The 15,297-nt window shown below is 41.1% G+C and carries 19 protein-coding genes; 14 read left to right on the top strand and 5 right to left on the bottom strand.

Annotated features, from left to right (window positions below; translation table 11 throughout):
• Positions 1 to 150 precede the first annotated feature (150 nt).
• From thiL to tsaD, 5 genes are read left to right on the top strand one after another with little or no spacing between them, the layout of a single operon-like run.
• The gene (gene thiL / locus MHB38_RS02940) at positions 151 to 1,128 is read left to right on the top strand and encodes a thiamine-phosphate kinase (RefSeq protein WP_035703481.1); all 978 of its coding nucleotides are present in this window, start codon (positions 151 to 153) and stop codon (positions 1,126 to 1,128) included.
• 12 nt (positions 1,129 to 1,140) lie between these two features.
• Positions 1,141 to 1,617, top strand: a complete 477-nt coding sequence (tsaE, locus tag MHB38_RS02945; RefSeq protein ID WP_007496038.1) for a tRNA (adenosine(37)-N6)-threonylcarbamoyltransferase complex ATPase subunit type 1 TsaE — start codon at positions 1,141 to 1,143, stop codon at positions 1,615 to 1,617.
• A complete protein-coding gene (gene tsaB, locus MHB38_RS02950) occupies positions 1,598 to 2,287 on the top strand; it encodes a tRNA (adenosine(37)-N6)-threonylcarbamoyltransferase complex dimerization subunit type 1 TsaB (RefSeq protein WP_007496036.1) in 690 nt (229 codons plus the stop codon). The genes tsaE and tsaB overlap by 20 nt, the downstream gene beginning before the upstream one ends.
• Positions 2,288 to 2,312: 25 nt before the next feature.
• The gene (gene rimI, locus MHB38_RS02955) at positions 2,313 to 2,741 is read left to right on the top strand and encodes a ribosomal protein S18-alanine N-acetyltransferase (RefSeq protein WP_008344382.1); all 429 of its coding nucleotides are present in this window, start codon (positions 2,313 to 2,315) and stop codon (positions 2,739 to 2,741) included.
• A complete protein-coding gene (gene tsaD, locus MHB38_RS02960) occupies positions 2,734 to 3,762 on the top strand; it encodes a tRNA (adenosine(37)-N6)-threonylcarbamoyltransferase complex transferase subunit TsaD (protein ID WP_144610721.1) in 1,029 nt (342 codons plus the stop codon). Before rimI ends, tsaD begins: the two co-directional genes overlap by 8 nt.
• A 456-nt stretch (positions 3,763 to 4,218) precedes the next feature.
• Here the strand turns inward: tsaD and MHB38_RS02965 are convergent, their stop codons facing one another.
• The gene (locus MHB38_RS02965; RefSeq protein WP_045034401.1) at positions 4,219 to 6,141 is read right to left on the bottom strand and encodes an ABC-F family ATP-binding cassette domain-containing protein; all 1,923 of its coding nucleotides are present in this window, start codon (positions 6,139 to 6,141) and stop codon (positions 4,219 to 4,221) included.
• Between the two features lie 138 nt (positions 6,142 to 6,279).
• Here MHB38_RS02965 and moaC point away from each other — a divergent pair, with 138 nt between their 5' ends.
• The 4 genes from moaC to tatC are packed head-to-tail and all read left to right on the top strand — an operon-like array spanning position 6,280 to position 8,418.
• Entirely contained in the window at positions 6,280 to 6,771 is a 492-nt protein-coding gene (moaC, locus tag MHB38_RS02970; protein WP_026050052.1) for a cyclic pyranopterin monophosphate synthase MoaC, read from the top strand.
• Positions 6,772 to 6,786: 15 nt separating this feature from the next.
• Positions 6,787 to 7,440 (top strand): redox-sensing transcriptional repressor Rex, encoded by a 654-nt coding sequence (locus MHB38_RS02975; protein WP_008355687.1) that lies wholly within the window; start codon positions 6,787 to 6,789, stop codon positions 7,438 to 7,440.
• A gap of 27 nt (positions 7,441 to 7,467) precedes the next feature.
• Positions 7,468 to 7,647, top strand: coding sequence for a twin-arginine translocase TatA/TatE family subunit (locus MHB38_RS02980; protein ID WP_008344374.1), 180 nt, complete (start codon positions 7,468 to 7,470; stop codon positions 7,645 to 7,647).
• A gap of 6 nt (positions 7,648 to 7,653) precedes the next feature.
• Complete coding sequence (tatC, locus tag MHB38_RS02985) at positions 7,654 to 8,418, top strand: twin-arginine translocase subunit TatC (RefSeq protein WP_090756407.1); 765 nt, start codon at positions 7,654 to 7,656, stop codon at positions 8,416 to 8,418.
• A gap of 39 nt (positions 8,419 to 8,457) precedes the next feature.
• Here tatC and MHB38_RS02990 read toward each other — a convergent pair whose 3' ends face one another.
• The 3 genes from MHB38_RS02990 to MHB38_RS03000 are packed head-to-tail and all read right to left on the bottom strand — an operon-like array spanning position 8,458 to position 10,067.
• On the bottom strand, positions 8,458 to 9,084 hold the full coding sequence (locus tag MHB38_RS02990; RefSeq protein ID WP_008344370.1) for an NUDIX hydrolase: 627 nt from the start codon (positions 9,082 to 9,084) through the stop codon (positions 8,458 to 8,460).
• A 57-nt stretch (positions 9,085 to 9,141) separates the two neighbouring features.
• On the bottom strand, positions 9,142 to 9,336 hold the full coding sequence (locus MHB38_RS02995) for a YdiK family protein (protein WP_017366710.1): 195 nt from the start codon (positions 9,334 to 9,336) through the stop codon (positions 9,142 to 9,144).
• A complete protein-coding gene (locus MHB38_RS03000; protein ID WP_008344365.1) occupies positions 9,333 to 10,067 on the bottom strand; it encodes a CPBP family intramembrane glutamic endopeptidase in 735 nt (244 codons plus the stop codon). The genes MHB38_RS02995 and MHB38_RS03000 overlap by 4 nt, the downstream gene beginning before the upstream one ends.
• Before the next feature lie 229 nt (positions 10,068 to 10,296).
• On the opposite strand from MHB38_RS03000, the gene groES reads away from it, so the two are divergent.
• The 4 genes from groES (at position 10,297) to MHB38_RS03020 (ending at position 13,738) form a co-directional block, all read left to right on the top strand.
• Positions 10,297 to 10,581: a co-chaperone GroES gene (groES, locus tag MHB38_RS03005; protein WP_003214120.1), complete on the top strand. Its 285-nt coding sequence runs from the start codon at positions 10,297 to 10,299 to the stop codon at positions 10,579 to 10,581.
• Positions 10,582 to 10,637: 56 nt separating this feature from the next.
• Positions 10,638 to 12,272 carry a chaperonin GroEL gene (gene groL, locus MHB38_RS03010; protein ID WP_007496015.1) on the top strand — a complete coding sequence of 545 codons (1,635 nt, stop codon included), beginning with the start codon at positions 10,638 to 10,640 and terminating at the stop codon, positions 12,270 to 12,272.
• 379 nt (positions 12,273 to 12,651) lie between these two features.
• A complete protein-coding gene (locus MHB38_RS03015) occupies positions 12,652 to 13,104 on the top strand; it encodes a MarR family winged helix-turn-helix transcriptional regulator (protein WP_341002329.1) in 453 nt (150 codons plus the stop codon).
• Positions 13,105 to 13,126: 22 nt separating this feature from the next.
• Entirely contained in the window at positions 13,127 to 13,738 is a 612-nt protein-coding gene (locus MHB38_RS03020; RefSeq protein ID WP_254506418.1) for an FMN-binding negative transcriptional regulator, read from the top strand.
• 35 nt (positions 13,739 to 13,773) lie between these two features.
• Here the strand turns inward: MHB38_RS03020 and MHB38_RS03025 are convergent, their stop codons facing one another.
• The gene (locus MHB38_RS03025) at positions 13,774 to 14,652 is read right to left on the bottom strand and encodes a D-alanyl-D-alanine carboxypeptidase family protein (RefSeq protein ID WP_216099561.1); all 879 of its coding nucleotides are present in this window, start codon (positions 14,650 to 14,652) and stop codon (positions 13,774 to 13,776) included.
• Positions 14,653 to 14,857: 205 nt separating this feature from the next.
• Here MHB38_RS03025 and MHB38_RS03030 point away from each other — a divergent pair, with 205 nt between their 5' ends.
• Entirely contained in the window at positions 14,858 to 15,283 is a 426-nt protein-coding gene (locus MHB38_RS03030) for a hypothetical protein (protein ID WP_341002334.1), read from the top strand.
• Positions 15,284 to 15,297 lie beyond the last annotated feature (14 nt).

The raw sequence follows: 15,297 nt of genomic DNA on the forward strand, positions 1-15,297 counted from the left end.
ACTTCAATAAACAACGCCTGGTTTTTTTATACCAGGCTTTCTTTATATCGTTTTTAGTTGGAACCGAGGCTCATATTCGCTACACTAATACTAACTGTGTCTGACATCATGTTTGCTCAATCAGTTGATTGTATGAAGGGGCTGTCTTTTATGGATGAATTTGATCTTATTCGCCGAATTACACCAAAAGAAACGCATCAGCGTTCTTTGGTCATGGGCATCGGTGATGATGCTAGTGTTTATCAACCTCATTCACATTGTGAAGAGGTCGTTTGTGTTGATACAATGGTAGAGCATGTCCATTTTCGATTTGATTTTTCCACACCCTTTGAGGTTGGATTTAAAGCGCTGGCAGTGAATATCAGTGATATTGCAGCCATGGGAGGAACCCCTAAGTATTATCTTGTATCAATTGCGATCCCGCCTCATGGGGATGAAGCAATTGTTGCAGCTTTTTACGAGGGAATGAAAGCATTGGCTGACAGATATCATATGGATTTAATCGGTGGAGATACAGTAGCCACCCGCAGTGACTTTGTCATCACAGTAACGGTCATTGGTGAGATTCCAAAGGGAACAGCCTGTTACCGTCATAGTGCTCAGACAGGAGACGTTGTCTTTGTCACAGGTGAACTAGGTTCATCAGCTGCTGGGCTATCCCTTTTAATGAATGAAGTAAATGCTGCACATTCGATTGACACTGCTTTTTTTCTAGAGCGACACAAAATGCCGCAGCCGCATATTGCTGCTGGCCTTATTTGTTCAAGCTTCCCCCGGGTGACCTTGAATGATGTAAGTGACGGATTAGCGAGTGAGTTAAACGAAATAGCGGAAGCGAGTCGTGTGACTATTGAAATTGAAGCTGATCAGCTCCCAAAACATCCACATCTACCGTTGTTACATAAAGAATGGCTTGAATGGGTCTTGTTCGGTGGAGAGGATTTTGTCTTAACTGGTACGATCCCTGAAACGGATTGGAAGCGATTTGAGACGCAATGTAAAAAAGAACACATTCAGGTCACGCGTATTGGACAAGTCAAAGATGATCGAGCGTCCAGCGTTATTTTAAAAGACCATGATCAACAAACAATTTTAATGAAAAAAGGATATAATCATTTTAAGAAATGAGGTGACTCCACCATGAAGTTAACGTGGACAACAAAAGGTGCGGATGAGACGAAACGAATTGCTGCTGCCTTGGCTACACTTGTGATGCCCGGCGATGTCTTAACATTAGAAGGAGACTTAGGCGCAGGTAAAACGACTTTTTCAAAAGGTTTTGCAGAAGGCTTAGGTATTACCCGTATCGTCAACAGCCCTACTTTTACAATTATTAAAGAATATACGGATGGCAGACTGCCACTTTATCATATGGATGTGTATCGTATGGAAGATGCGGAAGAAGATATTGGACTGGGCGAATATTTTGAGGGGGAAGGTGTATGTTTGGTTGAATGGGCACATCTCATTGAACCTCAATTGCCTTCATCGTATTTAAAAATTGAAATGCTGAGAACAGAACGTGAAGAAGAACGTCATCTTACGTTTTATGCAAAAGGGGAGCGCTATGAGGCCCTTTGTAAGGAGATGAAAGACATTGACCATACTGGCAATTGATACGTCAAACCATACACTCGGAATAGCTCTTGTCCGTGATGACACTGTGGTTGGGGAAAGTATTACGTACTTAAAGAAGAATCATTCAGTCCGTGCAATGCCGACAGTTGAAGCACTGATGAAAGAATGCGGCGTAGCACCGAACGAATTAAGCAAAATTGTTGTAGCCAAAGGACCCGGCTCTTACACTGGCGTTAGAATCGGTGTGACCATTGCAAAAACACTTGCTTGGACGCTGTCTATTCCGATAGCTGCTGTTTCAAGTTTAGAAACGCTGGCGGCAAATGCTCGATATTTTGATGGAATGATTTCTCCTATATTTGATGCAAGAAGAGGACAAGTTTATACAGGGTTATATACATTTGAAGGTGGAAAGATAAAAGAAGTGAAACCAGATCAAAATATCCTGCTCACTGATTGGCTTCAAGAGCTGAAAAAGGAAGGGAACCCTGTTTTATTTCTTGGACATGATGTGCATCTTCATCAAGAGAATGTTCTCTCCATACTTGGAGAAACTGCTGTGATCGCAGACGAGGCATTTCACAACCCAAGACCTTCAGTGCTCGCATTTTTAGGGGCAGACCGCCCTGCTGAAGATGTCCATCAGCTTGTTCCTAATTATATTCGTTTGGCAGAAGCGGAAGTGAAATGGCTTGAAGGACAAAAATAATCTCAACACAGTAGAGATGCGAAGAATGACAGTAGAGGACATCCCAGAGGTATATACGATTGAAGTGCATTCGTTTACAGCGCCTTGGAAGAAAGAGTCGTTTGTCTATGAAATTCTCCATAACCAATACAGCCATTATTTCCTCATTGAAGAAGATGGTCAGCCTGTTGGATATTGCGGCGTTTGGATTGTCATGGATGATGCACAAATTACGAATATTGCGATTCTCCCTGAGCACCGGGGAAAAGGATACGGGGAAGCGCTGCTTCGATATGTCATGGAATTTTGCAAAGAAAAAAAGACAGATCATCTTTCACTAGAAGTGCGGGTATCAAATACGCCAGCACAATCCCTTTATGAAAAGCTAGGTTTTAAACCAGCTTCTATTCGAAAGAATTATTATACGGATAACGGGGAAGATGCATTAGTCATGTGGGTGAAGATAAATGAGTGAAAAAAAAGATCGATTCATATTAGGTATAGAAACAAGCTGTGACGAAACAGCTGCGTCCATTGTGAAAAATGGGAAAGAGATCGTAGCGAATGTTGTCGCCTCACAAATAGAAAGCCATAAACGATTTGGCGGCGTGGTACCAGAAATCGCTTCAAGGCATCATGTGGAACAAATGACGATCGTATTAGAAGAAGTCATGACGCAGGCCAATATGACCTTTCAGGATTTAGACGCCATTGCTGTGACAGAAGGACCGGGCTTAGTTGGTGCACTTTTGATAGGTGTTAATGCAGCCAAAGCATTGAGTTTTGCACATCAGATTCCGCTTGTTGGTGTTCATCATATTGCTGGACACATTTATGCGAACCAGCTTGTTGATGAACTTGTGTTTCCTTGTTTAGCTCTAGTCGTCTCTGGCGGGCATACTGAGCTTGTCTTGATGAAAGAGCATGGGTCTTTTGAGGTCATTGGTGAAACGTTGGATGATGCGGCTGGAGAAGCGTATGACAAAGTAGCTCGGACGATGGGTCTGCCATATCCAGGGGGGCCTCATATTGATCGATTGGCACATGAAGGGGAGCCAACGATTAAGCTTCCTCGAGCGTGGCTTGAAGAAGGATCCTATCATTTTAGCTTCAGCGGTTTAAAATCAGCGGTTATCAACACACTACACAATGCGTCTCAAAAGGGTGAAACCATTGCGCCAGAGGATTTGGCTGCAAGTTTCCAAGAAAGCGTGATTGAGGTGCTGGTTGGAAAGACCTTAAAAGCGGCTGAAGCGTATGGCGTGAAACAAGTCGTTCTAGCTGGCGGGGTTGCTGCCAATAAAGGTCTTAGAGAAGCCCTTACTTCAGCATTTGCGAAGCTACCTGAAGTGAATGTCATGATTCCGCCATTGTCTCTTTGTACAGACAATGCAGCCATGATTGCTGCTGCGGGAACCATTGCATTTGAAAAGGGAATAAGAGGCGACATGGCAATGAACGGTCAACCTGGACTGCCGCTTGTCTCCTATGAATAAGAACTCCTGTGGATACAGGAGTTTCAGCGTGTAGACAAACCCTCGCATTCTTTGTCAGTCCTGCGTGCTGGTGCTCACGAATCTGAAATTCGCTCCGCGCCACTACTCGTCCTTCCTAGACTGCAATCACGCTGAAAAGAAGACAAAGGGCTAAAATAAAGTTCATTTTAGCCCTTTGTCAACAATTTGGAACTCCTGTGGATATACAGGAGTTTTTTCTATTGAAATGAAAGCGATTTATTCACATGTAAACGTTATATATCCACAATTGTTAGAAAATTCGTTTTAAAATGAAGAGAATGTGTATAAATGTGATCTTTTATGTGGATATGTGATTAAAATGCTGTGGATAAAGTGGATAACTTTAAAATATTTAAGAATAATCAAGAGATTATTGTGGGTATCATTGTGGATAAAGATTCTCGCCTTAAAAAAGAGCACCCGTTAGGGCACTCTTTATGCATCTGATAGATCTTCCCATTCCGCAAAAAGTGATTCCATCTCTTGATTGAGCGCATCATTTTCTGTTTGAATGGCTTGTACTTTCTCGTGATCTTGGAAAATAGCAGGATCACATAGAAGCTCTTCGTTTTCACCGAGCTTGTCTTCTATGACAGCAATACGCTCTTCAATTTCTTCAATTCGGCGCTGCTTTTGTCTTTCTTTCTTTTTAAGTTCTTTCTCTTCTGCATAGGAAAGTTTTGCTGTTTCTACTGGTTTTTCTGCTTGTTTTTTATGCGTCTCCTGAGTTTGGAGTGCTTCAAGCTCTAATTGTTCGTTTTTCTTTTCAAGATAATAGTCGTAGTCACCGAGGTATTCTTTTGTTTCATTTGGTGAAAGCTCAAGTACTTTTGTTGCCAAGCGATTGATAAAGTAACGGTCATGCGAAACAAACAAGATGGTGCCTGGATAATCAATTAGTGCATTCTCTAATATTTCCTTACTGTCTAAATCAAGATGGTTCGTCGGTTCATCGAGAATGAGGAAATTGGCTTTTTGGAGCATCAGCTTTGCCAGTGCAAGTCGTGCTTTTTCTCCACCACTTAAAGCATGTACAGGCTTTAAGACGTCATCACCTGAAAAAAGGAAGTTTCCTAAACAAGTCCGAATGTCTTTTTCAGTCATATGGGGATAATCATCCCAAAGTTCATTTAACACTTTCTTGGAGGATGTCAGCTTGGCTTGTTCCTGATCATAGTAGCCAATCGTCACATGAGAACCAAAGCTGATCTCGCCTTTTACTGGTTTTAACGTATCCGTTAAGGTTTTTAAAAGAGTTGATTTCCCGATACCGTTAGGACCGATGAGTGCCACGCTATCTTCACGTTTAATATGAAAAGAGAGTGAGGAGAGGAGCGGCGTTTTTTTATCGTAACTAATATCGAGATCATGCACCTTCAGCACGTCATTTCCGCTTTGCCTCATAATATCGAAATGGAAGTTTGCGGATTTTTCATCTCCTAACGGTTTATCTAAACGATCCATCCGTTCCAGCTGTTTCCGCCTGCTTTGAGCACGCTTTGTGGTGGAGGCTCTTGCTAAGTTGCGATCCACGAAATCTTGAAGCTTCGAAATTTCTTCTTGCTGTTTTTCATACAGCTTCATATCACGCTCTAGCTGCTCAGCTTTTTGGTCAAGATACTTACTATAGTTCCCTGCGAACTTTTTCATCGCTGTTCTTGACACTTCATATACATGGTTCACGACTTTGTCTAAGAAGTATCGATCATGGGAAACGATGAGGATGGCTCCTGTATAATTTTGCAAATACTGCTCAAGCCATGATAAGGTATCAATATCTAGATGGTTGGTTGGCTCATCCAAAATCAAGAGTTCTGGTTTCATCAATAATAGCTTTCCAAGCGCTAGACGGGTTTTCTGACCGCCGCTTAAGGATTGGACGGTTGTATGATCTTCAAAATGACTAAAGCCGAGTCCGTGTAAAATGGAGCGGACATCCGCTTCATATTGGTAGCCGCCTTGATCTTTAAATGCTTGCTGCAGCCTGTCATAGGTTTTCATTAGAGAATCTAATTCTGTTCCTGTGGAAGAAGCCATTTTCTCTTCTATGGTTCTCATCTCTTGTTCCATTTCTTTTAAATGATCGAAAACGGATAGGAGTTCGTCTTTTAGCGTACGTGTAGACGTCACATCTGTATGCTGTGCGAGATATCCAATGGATAGGTCTTTCGGTTTGATGATCTCACCTTGTTCGTAAGACATTTGACCGGCAATGATTTTTAAAAGCGTGGATTTTCCTGCACCGTTACGACCGACAATGGCAATACGATCCCTCGCTTTGACTTCCAATTTTATATTCGTTAAAACGGTATCAGCGCCAAACGATTTGGACAGCTGATTCACTTGTAGAATCATCATGTAACTTCACCTCTGCTATAATATGTTAAGTGTAGCGTATCAGCAGTAAACCGGCAAATCTTACATACGGCTGCGATGGTCAAATGAAAGACAGATAGGAAAAAATAGTGTATGATTTGAGTGAGGGAGCGTTGAAAGATGAGTCAATTTAGCCACTTTAACGAACAAGGAAGAGCAAAGATGGTCGACATTAGTGACAAATCGTCTACAGTGAGAACTGCCGTTGCTGTTTCAAGCGTTCGTATGATAAAAGAAGTATTTCATCAAATACAAAAGCATGACATTGGAAAAGGGGATGTACTATCTGTCGCACAGGTAGCTGGCATTATGGCAGCAAAGCAAACGTCCAGCATCATTCCAATGTGTCATCCGCTTGCATTAAAAGGTGTCGATATCTCCTTTGATTGGGAGGAAGACGGAAATGCGTACATTCTGAACATACAAGTACAGGTGAAAACAAAAGGAAGTACGGGTGTGGAGATGGAAGCGCTCACTTCTGCCTCAGTATGTGCACTGACCGTTTATGACATGTGCAAAGCAATAGACAAAGGGATGATCATCGGCCCGACCTATCTAGTAGAAAAAACAGGCGGGAAAAACGGTGATTTTCACAGAGCATCTGATATTTAAGTTGGAGGATCTTATATGAATATAGACCAGTCAAAAATTCCACAAGCGACAGCCAAACGTTTGCCGCTTTACTACCGTTTTTTAAAAAATCTGCATGCATCAGGAAAACAAAGGGTGTCATCGGCAGAGCTTAGTGATGCAGTCAAAGTGGATTCTGCCACCATTCGCCGAGATTTTTCTTACTTTGGTGCACTTGGGAAGAAAGGGTATGGCTATAACGTCGATTACCTCTTGACCTTCTTTAGAAAGACCCTTGACCAAGATGAAATGACGAATGTTATGCTCATCGGTGTCGGGAACTTAGGGACTGCTTTTTTACATTATAATTTCATTAAAAATAATAATACAAAAATTTCAATGGCTTTTGACGTCAATGAGAGTAAAATAGGAAGTGAGATAGGCGGCGTGCCTGTCTATGATTTGGATAAGCTTGAAGAGCATGTGCAAGAGGTAGGAGATATTCCTGTTGCGATTTTGACAGTGCCTGCCGTAGCAGCTCAATCCATTACAGATCGTTTGATTGCCCTTGGCATCAAAGGAATCCTTAACTTTACGCCGGCTCGATTGAATGTGCCGGAACACATTCGAATTCATCATATAGATTTGGCGGTTGAACTTCAGTCTCTTGTGTATTTCTTAAAGCATTATTCTGTTACACAGGAGGACTGACGAAAAGGGGTAAAGGGGGTGGAGCAAATGGGTCCGATCGGTCCTGGAAGTTTGGTTCTGATTGCGGTTGTTGCGCTCATTATTTTTGGGCCGAAAAAGCTTCCTGAATTAGGAAGAGCAGCAGGAGATACATTACGTGAATTCAAAAATGCCACAAAAGGTTTAGCTGATGATCAGGAAGAAAAAAAGAAAAAAGAAGATCAGTAGAATAGGATGAGCTTCATGAATGTCAAAGATATGCCGCTTATGGAGCATATTGTGGAACTGCGAAAACGTTTAGTGATCATTGCGATGTTTTTTGTCACCTTTATGGTGGCAGGTTTTTTTCTCGCTAAGCCGGTCATTGTGTATTTACAAAATACCGATGAAGCGGCTACACTGACATTGAACGCATTTAAGCTCACAGATCCACTGTACGTGTTTATGCAGTTCGCTTTTGTCATTGCTCTTGTTTTGACGTGTCCCGTAATTTTATATCAGCTTTGGGCGTTTGTGAGTCCTGGCTTATATGAAAAAGAAAGAAAGGTGACACTTGCTTATATTCCGATTGCACTGCTTTTATTTTTGAGCGGTGTGGCTTTCTCTTATTTTATTTTGTTTCCGTTTGTCGTCGACTTTATGATGCGGATGTCAAATGATTTACATGTGGAGCAAGTGATTGGGATTCATGAGTATTTTACATTTCTGATGCAGTTAACACTTCCATTTGGCTTTTTGTTTCAGATGCCTGTCGTGTTGATGTTTCTCACTAGACTTGGCATCATTACACCGATGTTTTTATCGAAAATACGGAAGTATGCCTATTTTGTCCTCCTTGTCATTGCCGCACTTATTACACCGCCAGAGCTCGTTTCTCACCTCATGGTTACCTTGCCAATGCTCGTTTTGTATGAAGTGAGTATTGTCATTTCAAGAGTGACCTATCGCAAAATGCAGCAAACAGAGACAGAGGAGAAAGAAAATGATGTTGTCTCATAAAAAAGCATCGTGATCCAAATAGGGATCACGATGCTTTTTCTATTGCGAAAGAAATTGATTGATTGCTTGAAAGAGATGCTCATAATACGCAGGTTCATGCGGGACAAAATCATGTACACGGACCTCTCTCTTTTCCTCACATCGCTTGCCGTCTGCATCCACTTCAAAGCCCTCGATGTTCATTTTTTCGCATTCTCTACTTAAAAGCTGCTGTGCATCCATCAGCCTTGCTCTATAAAGTCCAGCAACTTCTTCTTTCTGTAGATGGACATCCATGTGCTCTTTTTGATCCATATAAAGATACACATGGCAAAACTCACGATCGGTAAACGATGGCATATGGATTTCATCTTTAATGACACCAGCAAAGGTAAGGTTCTCAAACGAGATGGAGAGACCAAGCTCTTCTTCGACTTCTCTGATGCCATCAGAAGGCTGTTCATCTGCGAGAAGGTGGCCTGCTGCTGTGATATCAAATAGAGAAGGGAAATCCTTTTTGGAGGGACTCCTCAGCTGAAAATAGAGAAACACTGTGTCATCTTCCTTTTTTAAAAGCCAGAAATGAAAGGTTTCATGCCAAAGGCCCTCAGCATGGATATCAGATCGAGCGGCTGTACCAATCGTTTCATGCTGATTGTTCATGATGTTCAGTTTTTCGTGTTCCATGAAAACATGACCTCCATAAAAAAACCATTTTCCAAACGGCGGAAAATGGTTTCTGCTTTATTTTTGCTGTTGTTTTTTCATTTTGACAGAAAAAGCAAACATTTTTAACGCGATATTAATATTATAGGCCGCAAACACCATCAGCAAAATGCTGTAAAATGACCACATGTCACCTGGATTTTGAATGGCCATATAGGTGAACGCCACACCTACGGCAAAATAAATAATGCCCCATACGACAGGGTTTCTCATGAGAAAAAGCCTCCAATAATCATTTGCATTGTTTGAGATTGTTCTTCAATCATTTTTCTTACTGGCTCAATCTGCACAAGGATAACGAGCGAATTCATCAGCATATGAGCACCGATTGGCACAATGATTCGTTTTGTTTTCGCATATAAAAAGGCAAAGGTAAAGCCCATTGCGGTATAGAGCAAGATATGTGGGAAATCATTGTGTACAGCAGCAAAAACCACTGAACTGACAAGTGCGCCAATGAAAAAATTCGTTTTTTCATAAACCACACCAAAAATGATTTTTCGAAAAATGATTTCTTCTAATATCGGTCCAATCAGAGCGATGACGATTACAAGCCATGGAACTGCATCCATAATGGCTAAAATATTTTGAGTATTTTCGGATTCTCGGCTAATGCCAAATGCATATTGTTCAATCGCCCCCGCAATGGATTGTGCAAAGAGGGAAAGAAAGAAACCGCCAATGATCCAAGCGATTGCCGCGCCGACTGAAGCCGGTGCTTCATTTCGAAGTGAAGCTTTTGGCACAGTCCGAAGAATGAGCAGAATAATGATTAATCCGATACAGAAGCTAATGATTGTCCATGTTCCTGACAATTTAGAGAGCTCTGCTTGTGTCATCGGTGTCTGAATGTAACCTAACCACTTCATGATGAACACATACGGAAACGCAGAAACCTGCACCAATATATACGTTAAGATGATGTACCAATATTGTTTTTTCAAGTAACGAAAACCCCTTTACTAAAAGAACTAGATTTATTGTAACACAAGTCTTCTTTTTCGTTGAAAAGGAAAGAATCGGTGATAAAAAAAGATCATGAAAGCGTAAAAATTTTTAAAGGTTTTTACTTGAAATTACAGAAGACATTCTTTATTATAATAAATGTGTTAGCACTCGCTAGTGATGAGTGCTAAAAAAGACTACATATAAAAATTGAGGAGGTTGTTTCTTATGTTAAAGCCATTAGGCGATCGCGTAATCATTGAACTCGTTGAATCTGAGGAAAAAACCGCTAGCGGTATTGTCTTACCGGATTCTGCAAAAGAAAAACCGCAAGAAGGTAAAATTGTTGCAGCAGGTTCAGGTCGTGTACTTGAAAGTGGTGAGCGCGTTGCGTTAGAAGTAAACACAGGCGACCGCATTATCTTCTCAAAATATGCAGGCACTGAAGTGAAATATGAAGGAAAAGAATATTTAATCCTTCGTGAAAGCGACATTTTAGCTGTTATTGGTTAATCAAATAAACAAAGATTGAGATATATTTCTAAAAAGACTGAGGAGGTTTCGTTATTATGGCAAAAGATATTAAGTTCAGTGAAGAAGCACGTCGTGCGATGTTACGTGGTGTAGATGCACTTGCAGATGCTGTAAAAGTAACTTTAGGACCTAAAGGACGTAACGTGGTTCTTGAGAAAAAATTCGGTTCTCCACTTATCACAAATGATGGTGTAACGATTGCAAAAGAAATCGAATTAGAAGATGCATTTGAAAACATGGGTGCAAAACTTGTGGCTGAAGTTGCAAGTAAAACAAACGATGTAGCTGGTGACGGTACTACTACTGCAACGGTTCTAGCTCAAGCGATGATCCGTGAAGGTCTTAAAAACGTAACAGCTGGTGCAAACCCTGTTGGTGTTCGTAAAGGAATCGAAGAAGCAGTAAAAGTAGCACTTGAAGGCTTGCATGAGATTTCTAAACCAATCGAAGGTAAAGAATCAATTGCTCAAGTTGCGTCTATTTCTGCAGCAGATGAAGAAGTCGGTAGCCTCATTGCTGAAGCGATGGAGCGTGTAGGAAACGACGGCGTCATCACAATTGAAGAATCTAAAGGTTTCACAACTGAGCTTGAAGTGGTTGAAGGAATGCAGTTTGACCGTGGTTATGCTTCACCATACATGGTAACTGATTCTGATAAGATGGAAGCGGTTCTTGAAAATCCTTACATCTTAATCACTGATAAAAAGATCACAAACATTCAAGAAATCCTTCCTGTACTTGAGCAAGTCGTACAACAAGGAAAACCATTATTGATCATTGCTGAAGATGTAGAAGGCGAAGCACTTGCAACACTTGTTGTGAACAAACTTCGTGGAACATTCAACGCAGTGGCAGTAAAAGCACCTGGATTCGGTGACCGTCGTAAAGCAATGCTTGAAGACATCTCTGTTCTAACAGGCGGGGAACTCATCACTGAAGACCTAGGACTTGACCTGAAATCAACTGAAATTGGTCAGCTTGGCCGTGCGTCTAAAGTGGTTGTCACAAAAGAAAACACAACGATCGTAGAAGGATCAGGAGATTCTGCTCAAATCGCAGCACGCGTGAACCAAATTCGTGCGCAAGTAGAAGAAACAACTTCTGAATTCGATAAAGAAAAATTACAAGAACGTCTTGCAAAACTAGCTGGCGGCGTTGCTGTCATCAAAGTTGGTGCTGCAACTGAAACAGAACTAAAAGAACGTAAACTACGCATCGAGGATGCACTGAACTCAACTCGTGCAGCAGTTGAAGAAGGTATCGTATCCGGTGGTGGTACAGCACTTGTGAATGTATACAACAAAGTCGCTTCCATCGAAGCTGATGGTGACGTTCAAACAGGTGTGAACATCGTTCTACGTTCTCTTGAAGAGCCAATTCGTCAAATTGCTCACAACGCAGGTCTTGAAGGATCAGTCATCGTTGAGCGCTTGAAAAACGAAGAAATTGGCGTAGGCTTCAACGCAGCAACAAACGAATGGGTAAACATGATTGAAAAAGGAATCGTTGACCCAACAAAAGTCACTCGCTCTGCACTTCAAAACGCAGCTTCTGTAGCAGCTATGCTTCTTACAACTGAAGCAGTCGTAGCTGACAAACCAGAAGAAGGCGGCTCAGGCGGCGGAATGCCGGATATGGGCGGCATGGGCGGAATGGGTGGAATGATGTAACACCCCCGATAACCCCTTGAAATATAGGGGTTTTTGTTTTGTCTATTTTTTGGTTAAGAGCGTTAAATGAATTGAAACTTTCACCGCTTTACATCCGTTAACTAAAGAGACAGTGATTTTTTGGTTTTATCTAACATAAAGAGATGAGATGATTTTAAAAAGAAAAGCGGTGATCATATGGGCTTTACGACTTGGGTGGCGATTATTGTTGCACTGGCTGTCGTGTTTGGATTGTTTGGATCGAAGAGGCGTGATAAATAGAGAAAGAGTTGAAAACCCACTTTCAATTAAGAAGTGGTTTTTTGTTGCAAATACAACATTAATCAATTATACTAACTTTAGTTATTTGTTGTAAATGCAATAAAAGGAGTCGAGGTACATGAAAGAAATTTTGCGGGAGATCGGCGTGATTGCTCGCGCGCTTGATTCGATTAGTAACATTGAATTTAAAGAGTACGATTTAACGAAGGGGCAGTATTTGTATCTTGTGCGTATTTGTGAGGAGCCGGGCATCATTCAGGAAAAGTTGGCGGAAATGATTAAGGTGGATCGAACAACGGCTGCCCGGGCTATTAAAAAATTAGAGCTGCATGAATTTATTGAGAAGAAAGATGACTCAGCGAATAAAAAAATTAAAAAGCTGTTTCCAACTGAGAAAGGGAAAGTCGTCTATCCAATGATCAAACGAGAACATGATCATTCAAATCGGGTAGCGCTGGAAGGGTTTTCTGAAGAGGAAGCGGAACAGATTTATCAGTATCTTTTGAGGGTGCGAAAGAATATCGAAAAAGATTGGGAAGATGTGAAAAAAGGCAAAAAGAGAAGCTACTAATTAAATAAGGGGGGAAGGGAACATGCATATACCATCATTTTTTCAAGTGAAAGATATGGAGAAAATCAAATCATTGATTCAATCACATTCATTTGCTACAGTTGTGACGACAACGAATGAAAAGCCCATTGCGACCCATATTCCAGTGAGTTTTCATCAAATTGGCGATTCGTATGTGGTCTCAGGGCATATGGCGATTGGGAATCCTCAGTGGAAAACGTTTGAAGAAAATGAGAAGGTGCTCGTCATTTTTCAAGGGCCGCATGCTTACATATCCTCTTCATGGTATGAGAAAGAAGCCGTACCGACGTGGAATTATCAAGCTGTACATGTATATGGAAAGGCTGCACTGCTCGAAAAATCAGAACTGGTCAAGGAATTAACAGCGATGCTGGAGACATATGAAAGTCATAGAGATCAGCCAGTGCTGTGGGATACGTTGTCTGAGGAACTGCTAGAGAAACAAATGAAAGGGATTGTGGGCTTCAAAATCATCATTGATGAAGTTCAAGCTGCTTTTAAGTTAAGCCAAAATCGCCATGAAAGAGATTATGCTCGTATTATTGAACAGCTTGAAGCAGAGGGTGAAGTGGAAATGGCGGCTGCGATGAAAAAGAGAGAAGAGAATATATGAAAAGAGCACTCTGAAGAAAAAGAGTGCTTTTGTTGTTATCCTTTTATGTTCAAATATTCTTCAAGGGTTTTGCCGCTCTTTTTCACTTTTTTCGCATTTTTTGATCCGAGGTATCTGAGGTGCCATGGTTCATATTGATAGCCTGTCACTTTTTCTTTACCTTTCGGATAGCGGGTGATAAAGCCAAATTCATGGGCGTGTTTGGCCAGCCATTTCGCTTCTTTCGTATTGGCAAAAGAATCTTCAGCCCAATGTTTTGAATTGGCACCGCCGATATCAAAAGCAAGGCCGGTTTGATGTTCGGAATAGCCTGGTCTTGCGCTAAATCGATCTGCTTGTTTTGTGCCATGAGAGGCGACGTAATTGTTGTACAAGACACGCTGGCGGTCGTATGAACGGAAGGTGCTAAAAGCGGTGAGTCGGATGTTTGCTTTTTTGGCTTTCGCGATCATAGCGTTTACTGCTTTTCTCGCTTGTTTGTTTTCTCCGGGATTGTATGAAGACGGGAGTCTATGTTTCTTATTCACAACCAATATCCCTTTTACATACGTACCTGGCGTTTTAGTGGAAGGAGCAGCATATGAAGCTGGTGAGCTTTTGCCTGCTTTTTTGATATATTGAGAGCTGACGTAACCCGTTTTTCCTTTATACTTTGTTTGAATCCATGAACCATTCTTTTTAAGATAAGGAATCCTTTTCCCTTTTGGAATGGTCAATATCACTGAATATTTTGTTCCAGGTCCCTTGCGAAGATGAACATTCGCTGTTGTCACGTATTTCGGTGTAGCTGCTTTTGCGACTGGTGTCGCATAAGTCATGTGTAAAAAGGGCAGCTGGACAGGAAAGATTCCAAGCCCAAGTACGAGAACCACACTGACAATAATTCCTTTGATCCACGGGTGTTTCATCTTCATTTCTCTCATCCCTTTCAATCTACTAACATACATATATTGAGATAGATTGAAATAAAGTGCAATGGTTTTTTTATGCCAATTGAGATTGAATCATATCATTAGGTTCTTTTTTTTGTTTAAAATTACATAAAAAATCCACTATTTCCATAAAAAATTAGCTGAATTCCTTATAATAAAAGTATCTGAGAACGGGGAGTGAGTCGAGATGGACCAATACGTACTGCAAATGGATCAAGACAGATCAGAGAATGAATTCGCGGTTCTTAATATATCTTCTAAAGAGATTGGTGCTCTATCAAAGGGAGCAGCGGAGCAGATTTTACAAACGGGAGATACGGACCGTATTCATCAGCTGATGTACGTTTCGATTGAAAAGAAAGAAGATTTGAATTGGCTGATCCAATGTGTTGGGGAGGCGCTAAAGAATGAAGTTGGTGATGACGTTGCACTAGAAGTAGCTGATTTGCTCTATTTCTTTGTCATTCCGTATTATGGGAAGTATATGTTGAAAGATCGTCATTTGTATGAGTATATCGATCATTTGCTGGTACGATTAGCATCTAGAACTCACTCGGATATTGACACACTGATTGATATCATAAGAGAAGATTTAAATGAAAATATACAATGAAAAAAGCTTGTAGA

This window comes from Bacillus sp. FSL K6-3176, assembly GCF_038003325.1.
Lineage (GTDB): Bacteria > Bacillota > Bacilli > Bacillales > Bacillaceae > Bacillus > Bacillus altitudinis.

What these genes read in the sequence shown, in the direction of transcription:
- thiL (WP_035703481.1), top strand. Translation starts at nt 151, where the DNA reads ATGGATGAATTTGATCTTATTCGCCGAATTACACCAAAAGAAACGCAT.
- tsaE (WP_007496038.1), top strand. Translation starts at nt 1,141, where the DNA reads ATGAAGTTAACGTGGACAACAAAAGGTGCGGATGAGACGAAACGAATT.
- rimI (WP_008344382.1), top strand. Translation starts at nt 2,313, where the DNA reads ATGACAGTAGAGGACATCCCAGAGGTATATACGATTGAAGTGCATTCG.
- tsaD (WP_144610721.1), top strand. Translation starts at nt 2,734, where the DNA reads ATGAGTGAAAAAAAAGATCGATTCATATTAGGTATAGAAACAAGCTGT.
- MHB38_RS02965 (WP_045034401.1), bottom strand. Translation starts at nt 6,141, where the DNA reads ATGATGATTCTACAAGTGAATCAGCTGTCCAAATCGTTTGGCGCTGAT.
- moaC (WP_026050052.1), top strand. Translation starts at nt 6,280, where the DNA reads ATGAGTCAATTTAGCCACTTTAACGAACAAGGAAGAGCAAAGATGGTC.
- MHB38_RS02975 (WP_008355687.1), top strand. Translation starts at nt 6,787, where the DNA reads ATGAATATAGACCAGTCAAAAATTCCACAAGCGACAGCCAAACGTTTG.
- MHB38_RS02980 (WP_008344374.1), top strand. Translation starts at nt 7,468, where the DNA reads ATGGGTCCGATCGGTCCTGGAAGTTTGGTTCTGATTGCGGTTGTTGCG.
- tatC (WP_090756407.1), top strand. Translation starts at nt 7,654, where the DNA reads ATGAGCTTCATGAATGTCAAAGATATGCCGCTTATGGAGCATATTGTG.
- MHB38_RS02990 (WP_008344370.1), bottom strand. Translation starts at nt 9,084, where the DNA reads ATGGAACACGAAAAACTGAACATCATGAACAATCAGCATGAAACGATT.
- MHB38_RS02995 (WP_017366710.1), bottom strand. Translation starts at nt 9,336, where the DNA reads ATGAGAAACCCTGTCGTATGGGGCATTATTTATTTTGCCGTAGGTGTG.
- groES (WP_003214120.1), top strand. Translation starts at nt 10,297, where the DNA reads ATGTTAAAGCCATTAGGCGATCGCGTAATCATTGAACTCGTTGAATCT.
- groL (WP_007496015.1), top strand. Translation starts at nt 10,638, where the DNA reads ATGGCAAAAGATATTAAGTTCAGTGAAGAAGCACGTCGTGCGATGTTA.
- MHB38_RS03015 (WP_341002329.1), top strand. Translation starts at nt 12,652, where the DNA reads ATGAAAGAAATTTTGCGGGAGATCGGCGTGATTGCTCGCGCGCTTGAT.
- MHB38_RS03020 (WP_254506418.1), top strand. Translation starts at nt 13,127, where the DNA reads ATGCATATACCATCATTTTTTCAAGTGAAAGATATGGAGAAAATCAAA.
- MHB38_RS03025 (WP_216099561.1), bottom strand. Translation starts at nt 14,652, where the DNA reads ATGAAGATGAAACACCCGTGGATCAAAGGAATTATTGTCAGTGTGGTT.
- MHB38_RS03030 (WP_341002334.1), top strand. Translation starts at nt 14,858, where the DNA reads ATGGACCAATACGTACTGCAAATGGATCAAGACAGATCAGAGAATGAA.